This is a genomic window from Ruegeria sp. YTSA072 (genome assembly GCF_059610285.1).
On record NZ_JBXWNI010000009.1, the window covers coordinates 49,446 to 65,023 of the forward strand.

Annotated in this window: 11 protein-coding genes; 5 read left to right on the forward strand and 6 right to left on the reverse strand. The window is 58.2% G+C overall.

Features of this window, described 5'->3' with window-relative positions:
* The first annotated feature begins 11 nt into the window (after positions 1-11).
* Positions 12-4,049, forward strand: coding sequence for a translocation/assembly module TamB domain-containing protein (locus AC2FIB_RS15335; RefSeq protein ID WP_496842382.1), 4,038 nt, complete (start codon positions 12-14; stop codon positions 4,047-4,049).
* A 12-nt stretch (positions 4,050-4,061) separates the two neighbouring features.
* Here AC2FIB_RS15335 and AC2FIB_RS15340 read toward each other — a convergent pair whose 3' ends face one another.
* From AC2FIB_RS15340 to AC2FIB_RS15360, 5 genes are all read right to left on the reverse strand, one after another.
* The gene (locus AC2FIB_RS15340) at positions 4,062-4,583 is read right to left on the reverse strand and encodes a thioesterase family protein (RefSeq protein WP_109312577.1); all 522 of its coding nucleotides are present in this window, start codon (positions 4,581-4,583) and stop codon (positions 4,062-4,064) included.
* Complete coding sequence (locus AC2FIB_RS15345; protein ID WP_496842340.1) at positions 4,567-5,373, reverse strand: cyclase family protein; 807 nt, start codon at positions 5,371-5,373, stop codon at positions 4,567-4,569. Before AC2FIB_RS15345 ends, AC2FIB_RS15340 begins: the two co-directional genes overlap by 17 nt.
* A gap of 111 nt (positions 5,374-5,484) precedes the next feature.
* Positions 5,485-8,268, reverse strand: coding sequence for a formate dehydrogenase subunit alpha (gene fdhF / locus AC2FIB_RS15350; protein WP_496767089.1), 2,784 nt, complete (start codon positions 8,266-8,268; stop codon positions 5,485-5,487).
* A 13-nt stretch (positions 8,269-8,281) separates the two neighbouring features.
* Positions 8,282-9,985: an NAD(P)H-dependent oxidoreductase subunit E gene (locus AC2FIB_RS15355; protein WP_496735430.1), complete on the reverse strand. Its 1,704-nt coding sequence runs from the start codon at positions 9,983-9,985 to the stop codon at positions 8,282-8,284.
* Positions 9,986-10,070: 85 nt separating this feature from the next.
* Positions 10,071-10,952 (reverse strand): LysR family transcriptional regulator, encoded by an 882-nt coding sequence (locus AC2FIB_RS15360; protein WP_496735429.1) that lies wholly within the window; start codon positions 10,950-10,952, stop codon positions 10,071-10,073.
* A gap of 222 nt (positions 10,953-11,174) precedes the next feature.
* On the opposite strand from AC2FIB_RS15360, the gene AC2FIB_RS15365 reads away from it, so the two are divergent.
* A complete protein-coding gene (locus AC2FIB_RS15365; protein WP_496735427.1) occupies positions 11,175-11,531 on the forward strand; it encodes a YybH family protein in 357 nt (118 codons plus the stop codon).
* 25 nt (positions 11,532-11,556) lie between these two features.
* Here the strand turns inward: AC2FIB_RS15365 and ychF are convergent, their stop codons facing one another.
* The gene (gene ychF, locus AC2FIB_RS15370) at positions 11,557-12,654 is read right to left on the reverse strand and encodes a redox-regulated ATPase YchF (protein ID WP_496735426.1); all 1,098 of its coding nucleotides are present in this window, start codon (positions 12,652-12,654) and stop codon (positions 11,557-11,559) included.
* A 198-nt stretch (positions 12,655-12,852) separates the two neighbouring features.
* Here ychF and AC2FIB_RS15375 point away from each other — a divergent pair, with 198 nt between their 5' ends.
* The 3 genes from AC2FIB_RS15375 to AC2FIB_RS15385 all read left to right on the forward strand — a co-directional run bounded on the left by AC2FIB_RS15375 (position 12,853) and on the right by AC2FIB_RS15385 (position 15,529).
* Positions 12,853-13,338, forward strand: coding sequence for an acyloxyacyl hydrolase (locus AC2FIB_RS15375; RefSeq protein WP_058273182.1), 486 nt, complete (start codon positions 12,853-12,855; stop codon positions 13,336-13,338).
* A 79-nt stretch (positions 13,339-13,417) separates the two neighbouring features.
* The gene (gene trpA / locus AC2FIB_RS15380) at positions 13,418-14,209 is read left to right on the forward strand and encodes a tryptophan synthase subunit alpha (protein WP_496735425.1); all 792 of its coding nucleotides are present in this window, start codon (positions 13,418-13,420) and stop codon (positions 14,207-14,209) included.
* A 153-nt stretch (positions 14,210-14,362) separates the two neighbouring features.
* Positions 14,363-15,529, forward strand: a complete 1,167-nt coding sequence (locus tag AC2FIB_RS15385) for an alpha-hydroxy acid oxidase (RefSeq protein WP_496699702.1) — start codon at positions 14,363-14,365, stop codon at positions 15,527-15,529.
* The last annotated feature ends 49 nt before the right edge of the window (positions 15,530-15,578 follow it).

Here is a 15,578-nt window from a genome sequence, read left to right on the forward strand (position 1 = left end):
TTTCGGGGCTGATGTTGTCTGCCCCTCTGCCACTTGCCGCGCAGGAGGAAGGCGGCAGCATGCTGGAGAACTTCCTGCAGGATACGCTCTCTGGCGACGACCAAAACGTGACCGTAAAGGGCCTGCAAGGCGCGTTGAGCGCGCGCGCGACGATTGAAGAGATCACAGTTGCCGATGATGAAGGTGTTTGGCTGACCATCAAGGACGCCGAACTTGACTGGAACCGTTTGGCACTGATCCGCGGCCGGTTTTCGGTCAACTCTCTGACCGCGCAGGAAATCGATATTGCCCGTGCACCGGGCACAACGACCAAGGAAGAACCACCTGCTTCGGCGGAAACGCAACCGTTTCAACTGCCCGAACTGCCAGTTTCCGTCGAAATCGGTGAAATCCGGGTGGATGAGCTGTCTCTTGGTGAGCCGCTGATCGGTGTCGCTGCAGATCTGAGCGTGACAGGCAACCTGTCGCTGGCAGATGGGGCGCTGGACACCAATCTGGACGTGATCCGACTGGACCGCGCAGGGGATGAGATCAAGCTGGCGGCTGGTTTCCAGAACTCAACAAGTGAGATCAATCTGGATTTGCAAGTGAACGAAGCCTCCGGCGGTCTGATTTCAACCGCGCTGAAGATCCCTGACAGCCCACCGATCGGCCTGACAGCCAAGGGCGCGGGCCCGCTGTCGGATTTCACTGCCGATATCGGGCTGAGCAGCGACAACCAGATGCGCGTTACCGGGCAGGTTCAGCTGCAGGCGGCCGAGGGTGGCGCAGCGGACAGTATTGCGTTCACCGCTGATCTGAACGGCGATCTGACACCCTTTCTGGGGGAGGACATTGATCCGTTCTTCGGCCCAAAATCACGGCTTTATGTCGATGGCCAGACCAAGCCCGAGGGCGCGCTGGACATCTCGGATTTGGAACTCACCACGCAGGCACTGGATCTGAAGGGTGAGCTTCAATTGGCCGAAGGTGGTGAATTGCAACTGGCGGCCCTGCAAGGGCGCATCACTCCGCCGGATGGCGAAGCCGTCGTTCTTCCGGTCGCGGGGGGCGATACCTCTATCAAGGCGGCGCAGGTGTCGGCACTGTTTGACCGCCAGAACGGAAACCTTTGGGATCTGAGCCTGACGGCCAACGAATTCGCGTCCCCGCAGGCCAGGCTGGGTGATGCCCGGATCACCGCACAAGGCACCCTGGATCAGGGCGAGGTTCTGACTGTCGACGGCGACGTTCAAATAGCGGTCGGCGGAATAGACATGGCCGATGACGCGCTGACCACGGCTTTGGGCGATCGCATCACGCTTGATGGCCAATTCGGCTATAGCAGCGACCAGTCCCTGAACTTGTCGGGGTTCGAGCTTGTGGGCTCTGACTACACGCTGGCGCTGGACGCGCTGATTTCCGGAATGACCAGCGGCTTGAGCGTCGACGGAACAGCCAAGTTGGACGCGACCGACCTGTCGCGCTTTTCGGACCTTGCCAAGCTGGATCTTGGTGGGCAAGTCTCGGCCAGCGTGACCGGAAAAGGTTCACCGCTAGAACGCAGCTTTGACGGCAAAGTCATGGTTCAGGGCCGCGACTTGTCTACTGGCCGTGATGATATCGACCCCGTGATTGCCGGCGAGACCACAATCACGCTGGACGCCAGCCGCGGCACGGACGGAATAACTATCCGTGAATTCGATCTGGACAGTGAGGCCGCCAAAGCCGTGGCCAGCGGTGTTGTGACGACGCCCGACGGCAACCTGACCATTGATGGGCAGGCCCGGGTCAACGCATCGGATTTGTCGGTCTTCTCTGGCTTGGCAAAACGCGACCTTGGCGGTTCCCTACAGGCGACCGTGAACGGTACAGGCACGGTACAAACGCTGGAATTTGACGGCACGGCCAGCGTGATAGGTCAGAACATCAAGACTGGTATGGCCGATATCGACCCTCTGCTGACCGGCAGAACCGAGATCGAATGGGACGGCGCCAGAACCGCAGACAGTATCGACATCCGCAGCGCCTCGGTAAATGGCCGCGCCCTGAGCGCACAGGTTCAAGCGACCGTAGACGACCCCACCGGAGATCTGTCGGCAGATGGCCAAGCGCAATTGAATGTCCCGGACCTGTCCCTGTTTTCCGGGTTGGCCGGGCGTGATCTTGCCGGTTCGGTCGCAGCAAACGTGCAAGGCAACGGTACCCTGTCCACCCGGGCATTCGATGTTCAGGGCAACCTCGATGCCAACAACATCCAAACCGGCATTGAGGCCGTGGACAAACTGATTCAGGGCCAGACAACCCTGTCCGTAGATGCCCAGAATGGGGAAGATGGCCTTAGCATTGAAACGTTCCGCCTGAACGGCACGGCCATCACCGCAACGGCTTCAGGTAAGCTGGACCGTCAATCGGGCGGGCTGGATTTCTCGGTCAAACTAGACGATCTGGCGCGGGTGTTGAACACGATGTCCGGTCCACTGACGTTGGATGGAAACGTTGCCCCGACATCCAAGGGCGTGGAAGGTACGGTCAACCTGAATGGCCCCGACAGCTCATACGCCAAGCTAGCCGGGACGGTGGACAGCGACGGGTCGGCGGATCTGGATTTTGACGCCAAGTTCAACCGGATCGAGCGTTTTGTACCTGAGTTTCCGGGTACAGTGGCCGCCAATGGCAGCGCTAAGCGCAACAAGGGTGTCTGGACAATCGACGCCCAAGCCGACGGGCCTGCGGAGATTAGCGGCAAAGTCTCTGGTACCTTCGACGAAAGCACCGGTGAAGCCGACATGAAGGCAGTCGGCGGCGTCAATCTTGGCATCGCCAACATCTTTATCACGCCCAACAAGATCGAAGGCAGCGCCCGTTATGACCTGACATTGTCGGGTAAACCCGCGCTGGAATCTCTGTCCGGTTCGATCACCACTTCCGGTACGTCGCTGGCAATTCCCGGCGCGGGACAAACGATCACAGGCATCAGCGGATCGGTCCAACTTGCAAACAGCCGCGCCACTATTTCCCTGAGTGGCGGACCACGAGCAGGCGGCAATTTTACCGTCAGTGGGCCAGTAGACCTTACGCCACCATTCAATGCCAATATCACGACTGCCCTTAACAGCCTCGTACTGACCGATCAGTTGCTGTATGAAACCACGCTGAACGGACAAATTGCTATGACCGGGGCGCTGGCGGGTAACAGCTCGATCGCTGGACAGATCACGGTTGGCGAAACCAATATCAACCTCGCGGCTGCATCAGGTGCCGTGGGGGCGGCACCCATTCCGGACATCGTGCACGTAAACGAAAGTCAGGCGGGCTATGTCACCCGTGAGCGCGCTGGTCTGGTCGAAAAAGAAGGCGCAGGCAAAAGCGCTTCACGTATCGCGCTGGACGTCAGTCTTTTGGCGCCCAAGGCCGTGTTTGTCCGCGGGCGTGGTGTCAACGCAGAGCTGGGAGGAAAAATCCACATCGGCGGCACCACTACCTCGGTCATTCCATCCGGTCAGATCGAGCTGATCCGTGGTAATTTTGACATTCTTGGCCGCAGACTGGCACTGACCAAAGGCATTGTTACGCTGCAGGGGGACCTGACGCCCTATATCGAGTTCGAATCCTCGACCAGCACCTCTGATGGTACGGCAACGATCGAGATCGCCGGACCACTGGACTCGCCCGAGGTCAACGTCTTTTCCGACCCGGAGCGCCCGGCCGAGGAAGCTTTGGCCATGCTGCTGTTCGGTAATCGCTTCTCAGAGTTGTCACCGTTCGTAATCGCTCAGATGGCGGCCTCGCTGGCGCAACTCAGCGGCGCTGGCGGAGACGCGACCAAAGGCCTGCGCGAGTCTACGGGCGTCGACACCGTGGACATCGGCGTGTCCGACGGTGGCGCGGGCCGGCTCGGCGCCGGAGCGTATCTGAGCGACAACCTCTACACCGATTTCACCGTCAACACAGAAGGCGACACCGAGGTGAACCTGAACCTGGACGTTACCGACAGTTTCACTGTGAAAGGCACTGTAGATGGACGGGGTGAGACTGGTGTTGGGGTCTTTTTTTCGCGCGACTATTAAGCAGGCCTCAGTTCACTTTCTGCGGATGCCGATCGGGTGTCCGACCTCTGGGGCCGGGTCGATCGCCGCATGATCCCTCACCATGCTCTGAAGACGCGCGACGGCCCAGTCCGGATAGGGAACCGACCGGCCGGTCGTATGGCTGACATTCATGAACAACGCTTCCTGAGTGGCGCAGATAGTACCGTCTTTTTCAGACACCATCTGTGCGAAATAGTGGCCGCGTTTGTGATCTGCGTCCAGCATCCGAAACCGGATGCTAAAGGCCTCACCCTCAAGTATTTCGCGCAGGAAATTCATGTGGGATTGCAAAATATAGGGCCCCTGCCCCATCGCATTGACCTGTGCCTCACCCAGCCCAAGATGATCCACCATCAACAACTCTAGCGCATTGTCAAAGGCGACGCCGTAATAGCCCACGTTCATGTGACCATTATAATCGATCCACTCGGGGCGCGCCTTGAACCCACGGAATTCAAGCGGGGCATCATAGGGTCCGTCATGCCCGGCCAGCGTTTCAGGCGTCGGTTGCATCAAGTGCTCCTTCTTGGGTCTCAAAGATTGCGACCGCGCGGATAAATCCGGCTGAGGCCCCTTTTATCTTGAAGGGGAAACAGGAAATCTCGAACCCGGTGGCTGGTAAGGTTTCAAGGTTCGTCAGTTTTTCCATGTGACAATAGCCAACCTCCATCGAGGCCCGGTGCCCTTCCCAAATAATCGATGCATCTTGCGTTTCAGCATATTCCTGCGCGGTCAATGGAAACGGTGCGTCCCAGCTCCAGGCGTCAGTTCCTGTCACGCGAACCCCGCGTTTGGTCAGGTACAGCGTTGCCTCGCGCCCTATGCCGCACCCTTTGGCCAGATAGTCCCGATGCCCATACCGTGTGCCAGCCGAGGTATTCACGACGACGATATCCAGCGGCTGCAATTCGTGGCCAATCCGTTTCAATTCAGCTTCGACATCGGCGGCGGTCGCCACATAACCATCGTCGAAATGGCGAAAATCCAGTTTCACACCGGGGTTCATGCACCATTCCAGCGGCACCTCGTCAATGGTGATCGCGCGCTCGCCTTTGTTCATGGTCGAGTGATGATGGTAGGGCGCGTCCAGATGGGTGCCATTGTGCGTGGCGATCTGAAGGCGTTCGATGGCCCAGCCCTCACCGCCTGGCAGGTCATCTTTCTGCAGGCCCGGAAAAAAGGACATGACTTGTTCGGCGGTCTGGTCATGGGCCAGATATTCGATTTCGGGTAACATGATCGGCGGGTCCGACACGATGCCGGTTTCCAACGGAACTGACAGATCGACGAAGCGGCGCGCCATGTAAAACTCCTCCACCAAGAACGGTGACAGGGTTGGCCGCAGGTAAGCTGCTGTCAAGGAAAGAAAAAGGCGACCCAATAGGCCGCCTTTCCAAGACTGTATGTGACGGATTTACTCCGCCGCGATGGCGTCTTCGATCTTTTCGACGCGAATGGCCGAGAACTTGAACTCAGGGATTTTACCGTACGGGTCGATGGCCGAGTTGGTCAGGATATTCGCCGCCGCCTCGACATAGGCGAACGGAATGAACACCATATCTTCGGCGATCGCCCGGTCGGCTCGAACCATAATTTCGATCGAGCCGCGCCGCGTGGTGAGACGGATCATTTCGCCCGGCTCGATCCCCATCAGTTTCAGCTGGCGCGGGTTCATCGAACAGTTTGCTTCCGGTTCCACAGCATCCAGAACGTTGGACCGGCGGGTCATCGACCCGGTGTGCCAGTGTTCCAGCTGACGGCCGGTTGTGGCAATCATCGGGTATTCCTCATCCGGCGCTTCATCCGGCGGGATGACACTGGCCGGGGTGAACTTGGCCCGTCCGTCTGTCCGCGGGAAGCCGTCACCGAACACGATCGCCTGACCCGGATCGGTCTCACTGAGCGATGGATAGGTGATCGTCTCGGTCTCAAGCCGCTCCCAGGTGATGTTGTCGAGTGACGCCATGGTCAGCTTCATCTCGGCAAAGACCTGAGACACATCCGTGTAGTCCCAGTTCAGCCCGATGCGCTGCGCAAGCTCGACGGTGATTTTCCAGTCCTCACGCGCCTCGCCCGGAGGTGCCACAGCCGGACGCACACGCTGAACCTGACGGTTGGTGTTCGACACGGTGCCGTTCTTTTCATACAGCGCCGAGGCGGGCAGGATGATGTCGGCATAGTTGGCCGTTTCGGTCAGGAAGATATCCTGCACGATCATCAGCTCCAGCTTGGCCAATGCTTCCCGTGCGTGACCAACATCCGGGTCGGACATGGCCGGGTTTTCGCCCTGAATATACATGCCCTTGATGTTGCCCGCATAGGCCTGATCGATGATCTCGGTGACGGTCAGGCCCTTCTCGTTAGAGAAGTCGTCCGAGTCCCAGACATTGTTGAACTTGGCCCGAATGCCGTCATCCATAACCGACTGATAATCCGGCAGGAACATCGGGATCAGACCCGCGTCAGACGCGCCTTGCACGTTGTTCTGGCCACGCAGCGGGTGCAGACCCGCGCCGGGTTTACCAACATTGCCGGTCATCAATGCCAGCGAGATCAGGCAGCGGGAATTATCGGTGCCGTGAATGTGCTGGCTGACGCCCATACCCCAGAAGATCAGACCAGCCTTGGCCTGCGCGAAGGTACGCGCGACACGGCGCAGTTGATCCGGTTCAATGCCGCAGATCGGCGCCATCGCCTCGGGTGTGAAGGCGCGCAGATGCTCTTTTTCGGCTTCCCAGTTCTCGGTCCAGCGGTGGATGTACTGGCTGTCGTACAGTTCCTCTTCGACGATCACGTTCATGATCGCGTTGAGCATCGAGACATCCGCCCCCGGACGGAACTGCAGCATTTCGTCTGCGAACTTGCGCATACCGACGCCGCGCGGGTCCATCACGATCAGCTTGCCACCGCGCTTGGTGAACTGCTTGAAGTAGGTTGCCGCCACGGGGTGGTTTTCGATTGGGTTGGCCCCGATGATGATAACCACATCCGAGTTCTCGACCTCGTTAAAGGTGGCCGTCACCGCGCCCGAGCCCACGTTCTCGATCAGCGCCGCCACGGACGAGGCATGGCACAGACGGGTGCAGTGGTCGACGTTGTTGTGCTTGAAGCCCTGACGAATGAATTTCTGGAACAGATAGGCTTCTTCGTTGGTGCATTTGGCCGAACCAAAGCCAGCGACGTTGCGCGGATCTTCATCACGCAGCGCTTTCAGCTTGGTGGCCGCCAGATCCATTGCTTCTTCCCAGGTCGCCTCGCGGAAATGAGTGCCCAGATTGCCCGGATCGACATTCAACCCCTTTGCAGGCGCATCCTCACGCCGGATCAGAGGTTTGGTCAGGCGGTGTGGGTGGTGGATATAGTCAAAGCCAAAGCGACCTTTGACACACAAGCGGCCTTCGTTTGCTGGGCCGTTAATGCCTTCGACATACTTGACCTTGCCGTCCTTGACCTTCAGCGAAACCTTACAGCCGACGCCGCAGAACGGACAGACGCTTTCGGTTTCGCTATCGTAATCCTTGCTGTCCCCCTGCTGCTGATCGTCCAGCACAGTGGCTGGCATCAACGCACCTGTCGGGCAGGCCTGAACACATTCACCACAGGCGACACAGGTCGAATCCCCCATCGGGTCGTTCTGGTCAAACACCACCTGCGCGGTATGCCCGCGTCCAGCCATGCCAATCACGTCGTTGACCTGCACGTCGCGACAAGCACGGACACAGAGGTTGCAGTTGATGCAGGCGTCCAGATTGACGCGCATTGCAACGTGGCTGTCATCCAGCAGAGGGATTTTCTCGGCTTCTTTCGCCGGGAAGCGACTGTCGCTGACATCGTTCAGCTTGGCCATATCCCAGAAGTGGCTGGATTTATCGTGCGCCTCTTCGGGTTGGTCGGCGACCAGCAATTCCATGACCATTGCGCGCGATTTCTCGGCCCTGTCGCTATCGGTTTTTACCACCATTCCGTCCGCAGCCGGACGGATGCACGAGGCGACCAGAGTGCGCTCGCCTTCCACCTCGACCATACAGGCGCGGCAATTGCCATCCGGTTTATAGCCGGGTTGAGGCTTGTGACATAAGTGCGGGATCGTGAACCCCTGCCCCTTGGCGGCTTCCCAGATGGTCCAGCCCTCGGGCACGGTGACATCATCGCCGTTCAGGTTGAAGGTGACGGTCTTGGTTGGGCTTGCATCAAGCATGGCTCTGTCTCCCTCAGATTTCGTCAGCGAAATGTTTCATGACCAGGCGGATCGGGTTCGGGGCCGCCTGCCCCAGACCGCAGATCGAGGCATCGCCCATGACCTGGCACAGATCTTCCAGAAGATCCTGATCCCACTTGTCAGCCTGCATCAGCTTCACAGCCTTTTCGCAGCCCGCCCGGCAAGGCGTGCACTGGCCACAGCTCTCATCTTCGAAGAAGCGCAGCATGTTCAGCGCGGCATCGCGTGCGGTGTCCTGATCGGACAGAACCACCACAGCGGCTGATCCAATAAAAGTGCCATGTGGCTGCAGCGTGTCAAAGTCCAATGGGATATCGTCCATCGACGCAGGCAGCAGACCCGAGGACGGACCGCCGGGCTGATACGCCTTGAAGGTCTGACCTTCGATCATGCCGCCAGCGGCCTCAATCACGTCCAAAATGGTCGAACCCGCCGGCAGCAGGTAAACACCCGGCTTGGCCACCCGCCCCGAGATTGAATAGCTGCGCAGGCCCTTGCGACCATTTTTTTCGACAGAGTTCAGAATCTGCGGCCCTTCGCGGCAGATCTTTGAGACCCAATACAGCGTCTCGACATTGTGCACCAAGGTCGGACGGTTAAAGACCCCAACCTGCGCCACAAACGGTGGACGGTGACGCGGCAGGCCCTTCTTACCCTCGATCGACTCGATCATCGCGGATTCTTCACCGCAGATGTAAGCACCAGCACCCCGGCGCAGGTCAATGTAACCCGGCTCAACGATCCCGGCCTCTTCCAACGCGGCAATCTCGCGGGCGAGGATTTCCAGCACCGCAGGGTATTCATCACGCATGTAGATGAAGCACGTCTCTGCCTCGACCGCCCAAGCAGCGATCAGCATACCCTCAAGGAAAACATGCGGCGCACGCTCTAGATAATAACGGTCTTTGAAGGTACCGGGCTCGCCCTCGTCACCGTTAACGGCCAGATAGCGGGTGCCTTCGTTTATGCGAACAAAGCCCCATTTCTTGCCGGACGGGAAGCCAGCACCACCCAGACCGCGCAGGCCTGAGGACAAAACGTCTTCTTGTACTTTCTCCCAGTCGCCGCTCTCGCGCAGCTCTTTCAGCTTGGCGTAGCCACCGTTTGCCTGGTAGGCGGCAAAGGTTTCGTAATCGGGCAGATGGGCGTGAGTATCACCGGCGGCAATTGCGGCCTGCACCTTTCTAGGGGTCGCATGGTCGATGTGGTTGTGACCAATCTCAAGCACCGGGGCCGTATCACAACGCCCCATGCAGGGCGCGCGCACTACACGCACTTCGGATGCGTCCAAGCCATCTTCCAGCGCCTTTTGCAACTGCTGGGCACCGGCCATTTCGCAGGAGAGAGAGTCACAGACACGGATCGTCAACGCAGGCGGCGGCACCTCGCCTTCTTTCACCACGTCGAAATGGGCATAAAACGTCGCGGTCTCGTAGACCTCGGCCTGACCGATCCGCATCTCAACCGCCAGCGCGGCGATATGGTCGGCGCTAATATGGCCGTGCTTATCCTGGATCAAATGCAGGAATTCGATCAACAGATCGCGACGGCGCGGGCGGTCGCCCAGCAGGCGCGCAATCTCGGCCTGCGCCTCATCCGTGAACTGACGGCCTTTGGGCGTGTGCCGCCCTTTGCCTTTACCTGACTTCCAGACGCCCTTGGGTGCGCCTGATGGCTTGGTATCTAATGGTGCCATAATGCCCTCCGATTAAGGCTCCGTGTCTCATCAGAATAGCATATCGTCAAATCGCTTATCGCGATCGCACGATAACGACACCTTATCACCGCAAAGACGTCACCACGGTGCGCAAGGCCTCCACCGTCGGCAACTCGGGCTCTCTGGTCAGGGTTGCCAGACAAATCGGCTTGCTGACGACCGGATCGACCAAAGGCAACACGCGCGTTCCCTTCAGATCACCCAGCGCGCGCACCAGAACGCGGGGGACAACGGTGGCGGCCAACCCTTCGCGCGCCATGACCATCGAAGCTGTAAAACCGCTGGTTTCGGCCACAACATCTGGGTGCAGCCCCTGATCGGCGAAAATGCGGTCAAGTATACGTCGGTTCTGCATTTGTGGCTCCAGCAGGCTGAGCGGGAAGTCCGCAACACGTGCCCACGGGACAGGGCCGGAATCCTCCGTCATATGTGACGGGATCAGCAACACATACGTCTCTTCGTACAAGGGTTGCACTTGCCTCAGATCGGTGCCGATGCTGTCACCATAGGTGATGCCCGCATCCAGACTACCTTCGTCCAGCCGGTGTTGTATCGCCGTGGCGGACATGGTCTCGATACGCGTAACGATACGCGGGTGCGCCTGCCGCAACCGTTTGGTGAGGCGCCCGGTAAATGCTATCGCCGTGGGGATCACTCCCAGGATCAGGGTGCCGGTGATCTCACCCTTTGCGGCCAGAACCTGCTGCTCCAGCGCCTTGGTATCGTCGAGAATACGCCTGGCTCGCTGGACGATAATCTCGCCCTCTTCGGTAAGGCCCTGAAACCGATTGGCGCGACGGACGATGGAAACACCCAACCGGTCCTCAAGGTTGCGGATACGCATTGAGAAGGCAGGTTGAGAAATCCCGCATTCCGCGGCCGCTTTGGCAAAATGTCGGTGCCGCGCGAGGGCGCTGAGCAATTGCAGGTCGCGGATTTCGATCATTTGCAGGTTTCTCAGATAAATGGCCAGATGCTCATTCTAGCCGTTTTGCTCAAGGGGAAAAGCACCAGTTGAGTTGGGATACACACCATCATCTGCGATACCGTGATTGAACCGGATCGACTAGGCCACTGGTAGGCAAACTTTCAAGCGAATTCTTGTTATTGAGACGCGAACCGCCTTTTATGGCTTCAAGGTAATCCGTTAATACATGCGAGGCCCGATATGATCGGAAAAGTCGAATTTCAGAACATCTTTGATGGGTACGTCGACAGGTATCGCGCAAAAGACGCGGCCGGGTGTGCCTCGTTCTTTGCAACTGACGCAGAACTGTATTCTCCGTATGGACCTCCTGCCAAAGGCCGAGATGCTATCGAAAACACCCATACCGAATGGGTCGAAGAAGGCGGCGAGAACAAGACTATTGAAGTTGTGGACGCAGGGTCCAGTGGACCCGTCGGATGGTGCGTCGCGAATTTCAGCGAAGGGTCCACTGGCTATGGAACATCATTGAATGTGCTTCATCAACAACAAGACGGTCGGTGGTTGATCACCCGGTGCAGCCTGAACGAGGTCACGTGACGCCTAAACGCGTTTGGACAATAGCCTAAGTGTTGAATAAAAAGTGCATCACATCGCCGTCCTTGACGATGTAACCTTTGCCCTCAGCCCGCATCTTGCCCGCTTCTTTCGCGCCCTGTTCGCCATTGGAGGCGATGTAATCGTCATAGGCGATGGTCTCGGCGCGGATGAAGCCTTTTTCGAAATCGCCGTGGATCACACCTGCGGCCTGCGGCGCGGCGGTGCCCGTGCGAATGGTCCAGGCGCGGGCCTCTTTCGGGCCAACGGTGAAATAGGTTTCCAACTTGAGCAGGTCATAGCCGGCACGGATCAGACGGTCGAGGCCGGGCTCTTCCAGACCCATTTCTTCCAGGAACATCTGTGCCTCGTCTTCTTCCAGCAGGCTGATCTCTTCTTCGATCTTGGCGCTGATGATGACGTGAGAATTGCCCTGCGCTGCGGCCATTTCAGCCACTTTGGCGGAGTATTCATTGCCGTCGGCCGCTTCTTCTTCGGACACGTTGCAAACATAGAGAACCGGTTTTGTGGTCAGCAGCTGCAGCATCGCCCATGCCTTGGCGTCTTCGTCAGAGACATCGACCAGACGCGCGGGTTTGCCGTCTTCCAGCATCGCCTGCGCTTCAGCCAGCAAGCGTTCCTGCTGCTGGGCCTCTTTGTCATTGCCTTTCAGCTTGCGCACCAGATTGGCGCGGCGCTTTTCGATGCTTTCCAGATCGGCCAACATCAACTCGGTCTCGATAGTATCAGCATCGGCCACAGGATCGACGCGGCCGTCCACGTGGGTCACATCGCCATCTTCGAAACAGCGCAGTACGTGGGCAATGGCGTCGGTTTCACGGATGTTCGCCAGAAACTGGTTGCCCAGCCCTTCACCTTTCGAAGCACCCTTCACCAGACCGGCAATATCCACAAAGGTCATGCGCGTCGGAATGATTTGCTTGGAGCTTGCGATGGTGGCCAGCTTGTCCAGCCGGTCGTCGGGGACGGCCACATCGCCCACATTGGGTTCGATCGTGCAGAACGGGAAATTCGCCGCCTGCGCAGCTGCGGTTTTGGTTAGCGCATTGAAGAGGGTCGACTTACCCACGTTCGGCAGACCCACGATTCCCATTTTAAAGCCCATGACGGCCTCCTGCATAGCATTCGAGCGCAGCTTCTATGCAGGTCGGGCACAATGCGCAAGCCAGCGGGCGCATTAGGTACGCAAGGGCGTTTTGACAACACAATTGATTGTCACGGCTTTGTGCGCTTGCTCACATTGAAATGAGAGCACTAGAATCACCAATTAGCAATTTAGAAAAATTGAATAGTGAATGCTGACATGAGATCTTTCGTTCTTGCCCTTGGGGTTCTTTTCGCCGCGACCTCCGCACACGCGCAATCAGTTGTCTTCGGTGCCGGATATGCAGATTTTTCCGAAAGTGACGCAAAAGACCAGGCCGCCTTTTCGGTCGAATACCATCACCGCCCTTTCTACGAGGCGACACGCCTGTCCGCGACATGGGGCGGTGCGCTGACCGTGGACGAAGCCGGTGACGTCCATGTGGGTGCTGGCTTGATCGGTACATATACCTTCGCTGAACGCTGGTTCGTAGAGGGCAGCGTCATGCCCGGCTATTTCTCTGAATCAGAGGAACTGAACGACTTGGGCGGCAGTTTCCAAATCCGCAGCCTGTTGGGCGTCGGTTATACGCTGAACAGCGGCAACAAAGTCTCGGTGGCGATTACGCATAAATCCAATGCAAGCACGCAGCAGGAAAACCCGGGCGTCAATTCTGTGCTGCTGCGATACCACCTTGCGTTCTAGGGGCTGCGCTGCGAACCGGGATTGATTTCCCCTCAAAGTTTCTGCACATCAGGTCTGAACCTGATTGCAAGGACAGCTTATGACACGTATCGACGCCAAGTTCGCCGCTCTGAAAGAACAGGGAAAGAAGGCGTTCGTCGCCTATATCATGGCCGGTGACCCGGATTTTGAGACTTCGCTTGAAATCGTAAAGGGCCTGCCTGGCGCAGGTGTCGATGTCATCGAGCTGGGTCTGCCCTTTACCGATCCGATGGCAGACGGCCCGACGATCCAAGCCGCCGGTCAACGCGCACTGGACAGCGGCATGACTTTGCAGCGGACTTTGGATCTGGCCCGAGCTTTCCGCGAGACCGACGACACCACTCCGATTGTGCTGATGGGCTACTACAATCCGATCTACAGCCGCGGTGTCGACAAATTTCTGGCCGATGCCAAAGAGGTCGGAATTGATGGGCTGATCGTCGTCGACCTGCCACCAGAAGAAGATGAAGAGCTATGCCTGCCCGCACAAGCCGCAGGTCTCAACTTTATTCGCCTGGCAACGCCAACCACCGATGACAAGCGCTTGCCCCGCGTTCTGCAGAACACATCGGGCTTTGTGTATTATGTGTCGATCACCGGCATTACGGGTGCGGCCGAAGCCCAAGCCACAAATGTAGGCCCCGAAGTCGCTCGCATCAAATCCGCAACCGATTTACCAGTGATCGTCGGATTCGGGATCAATACACCTGAAAAATCACGGGCAATCGCAACTGTTGCTGATGGTGCTGTGGTTGGCTCTGCTATCGTCAGCCAGATCGCTGCGGGCAAGCCCACCGGCGAAGTTTTGGATTTCGTGAAATCTCTGGCTGACGGCGCCCACTTGGCCTGATCGAGACCTGATCTATTTTCAACGCGGTCGGCCCTGTCCGACCGCGTTTTTTGTTGCCCGGAGATACGTGGCGTTGCCTCGCAACGTCCCAGCGTTGCGAGGGCCTCAAATGGTTGGTAACAAACATCACCAATACTGCGAAGGCCGAACCTCATGCCCGTTATCACCAACATAGACGACCTGAAACGTATCTACGAACGCCGCGTGCCGCGCATGTTTTTCGACTATGCCGAAAGCGGCAGCTGGACCGAACAGACCTTCCGCGACAACAGCTCGGATTTCGAAGATATCAGGCTGCGCCAGCGGGTCGCCGTGGACATGGACGGGCGCTCGACTGCATCGCAGATGATCGGGCAGGATGTTGCGATGCCGGTGGCGCTGGCCCCAGTGGGCCTGACAGGCATGCAGCACGCGGACGGTGAGATGAAGGCCGCAAAGGCTGCCGAGGAATTCGGCGTGCCCTTCACCCTATCGACCATGTCGATCAATTCGATCGAGGATGTCGCAGGGCATACAAGCAAACCTTTTTGGTTTCAGCTTTATGCAATGAAGGATCAGGATTACGTCGGTCGCCTGATCCAGCGCGCCAAGGATGCCAAATGTTCGGCATTGGTGATCACCCTGGACCTGCAAATTCTGGGGCAGCGCCACAAAGATTTGAAAAATGGCTTGTCCGCGCCGCCGAAACTGACCGCCAAGACAATCGCAAACCTCATGACCAAATGGGCTTGGGGGATAGAAATGCTGGGCGCACATCGGCGCGAATTTGGCAATATCGTTGGTCATGCCGAAGGCGTTTCTGACGCCTCGTCGCTGGGCGCGTGGACGGCCGAGCAATTCGACCCCAGCCTCGATTGGAAAAAGGTCGAAAAGCTGATGGAACAATGGGGCGGCAAGGTGATCCTGAAAGGCATTCTGGATGCCGAAGACGCGAAGATGGCGGCTAAGCTGGGCGCAGATGCCATCGTTGTTTCAAACCACGGCGGGCGACAGTTGGACGGGGCGCTCAGTTCGATCCGCGTTTTGCCTGAAATCATGGACGCAGTTGGTGACGACGTCGAAGTCCATCTGGACAGCGGCATCCGGTCCGGGCAGGACGTTCTCAAAGCGCTGGCACTTGGGGCCAAAGGCACTTACATCGGTCGCGCTTTTGTCTATGGGCTGGGTGCGATGGGCCAACAAGGTGTCACCACCGCGCTGGATATCATCCACAAAGAGCTGGATACCACGATGGCCCTGTGCGGCGAGCGGGATGTGAGCAGTCTGGGTCGTCACAACCTGCTGATCCCCGAGGATTTCGGCGGTCGTTGGCAAGCCTGATCTCGCAAAACCATTCAGCAAGCCATGTTAAAGGGGGCACTACGCCCAC

What these genes read in the sequence shown, in the direction of transcription:
- AC2FIB_RS15360 (WP_496735429.1), bottom strand. Translation starts at nt 10,952, where the DNA reads ATGATCGAAATCCGCGACCTGCAATTGCTCAGCGCCCTCGCGCGGCAC.
- trpA (WP_496735425.1), top strand. Translation starts at nt 13,418, where the DNA reads ATGACACGTATCGACGCCAAGTTCGCCGCTCTGAAAGAACAGGGAAAG.
- AC2FIB_RS15385 (WP_496699702.1), top strand. Translation starts at nt 14,363, where the DNA reads ATGCCCGTTATCACCAACATAGACGACCTGAAACGTATCTACGAACGC.
- AC2FIB_RS15340 (WP_109312577.1), bottom strand. Translation starts at nt 4,583, where the DNA reads ATGCAACCGACGCCTGAAACGCTGGCCGGGCATGACGGACCCTATGAT.
- AC2FIB_RS15355 (WP_496735430.1), bottom strand. Translation starts at nt 9,985, where the DNA reads ATGGCACCATTAGATACCAAGCCATCAGGCGCACCCAAGGGCGTCTGG.
- AC2FIB_RS15335 (WP_496842382.1), top strand. Translation starts at nt 12, where the DNA reads ATGTTGTCTGCCCCTCTGCCACTTGCCGCGCAGGAGGAAGGCGGCAGC.
- AC2FIB_RS15365 (WP_496735427.1), top strand. Translation starts at nt 11,175, where the DNA reads ATGATCGGAAAAGTCGAATTTCAGAACATCTTTGATGGGTACGTCGAC.
- fdhF (WP_496767089.1), bottom strand. Translation starts at nt 8,268, where the DNA reads ATGCTTGATGCAAGCCCAACCAAGACCGTCACCTTCAACCTGAACGGC.
- AC2FIB_RS15345 (WP_496842340.1), bottom strand. Translation starts at nt 5,373, where the DNA reads ATGGCGCGCCGCTTCGTCGATCTGTCAGTTCCGTTGGAAACCGGCATC.
- AC2FIB_RS15375 (WP_058273182.1), top strand. Translation starts at nt 12,853, where the DNA reads ATGAGATCTTTCGTTCTTGCCCTTGGGGTTCTTTTCGCCGCGACCTCC.
- ychF (WP_496735426.1), bottom strand. Translation starts at nt 12,654, where the DNA reads ATGGGCTTTAAAATGGGAATCGTGGGTCTGCCGAACGTGGGTAAGTCG.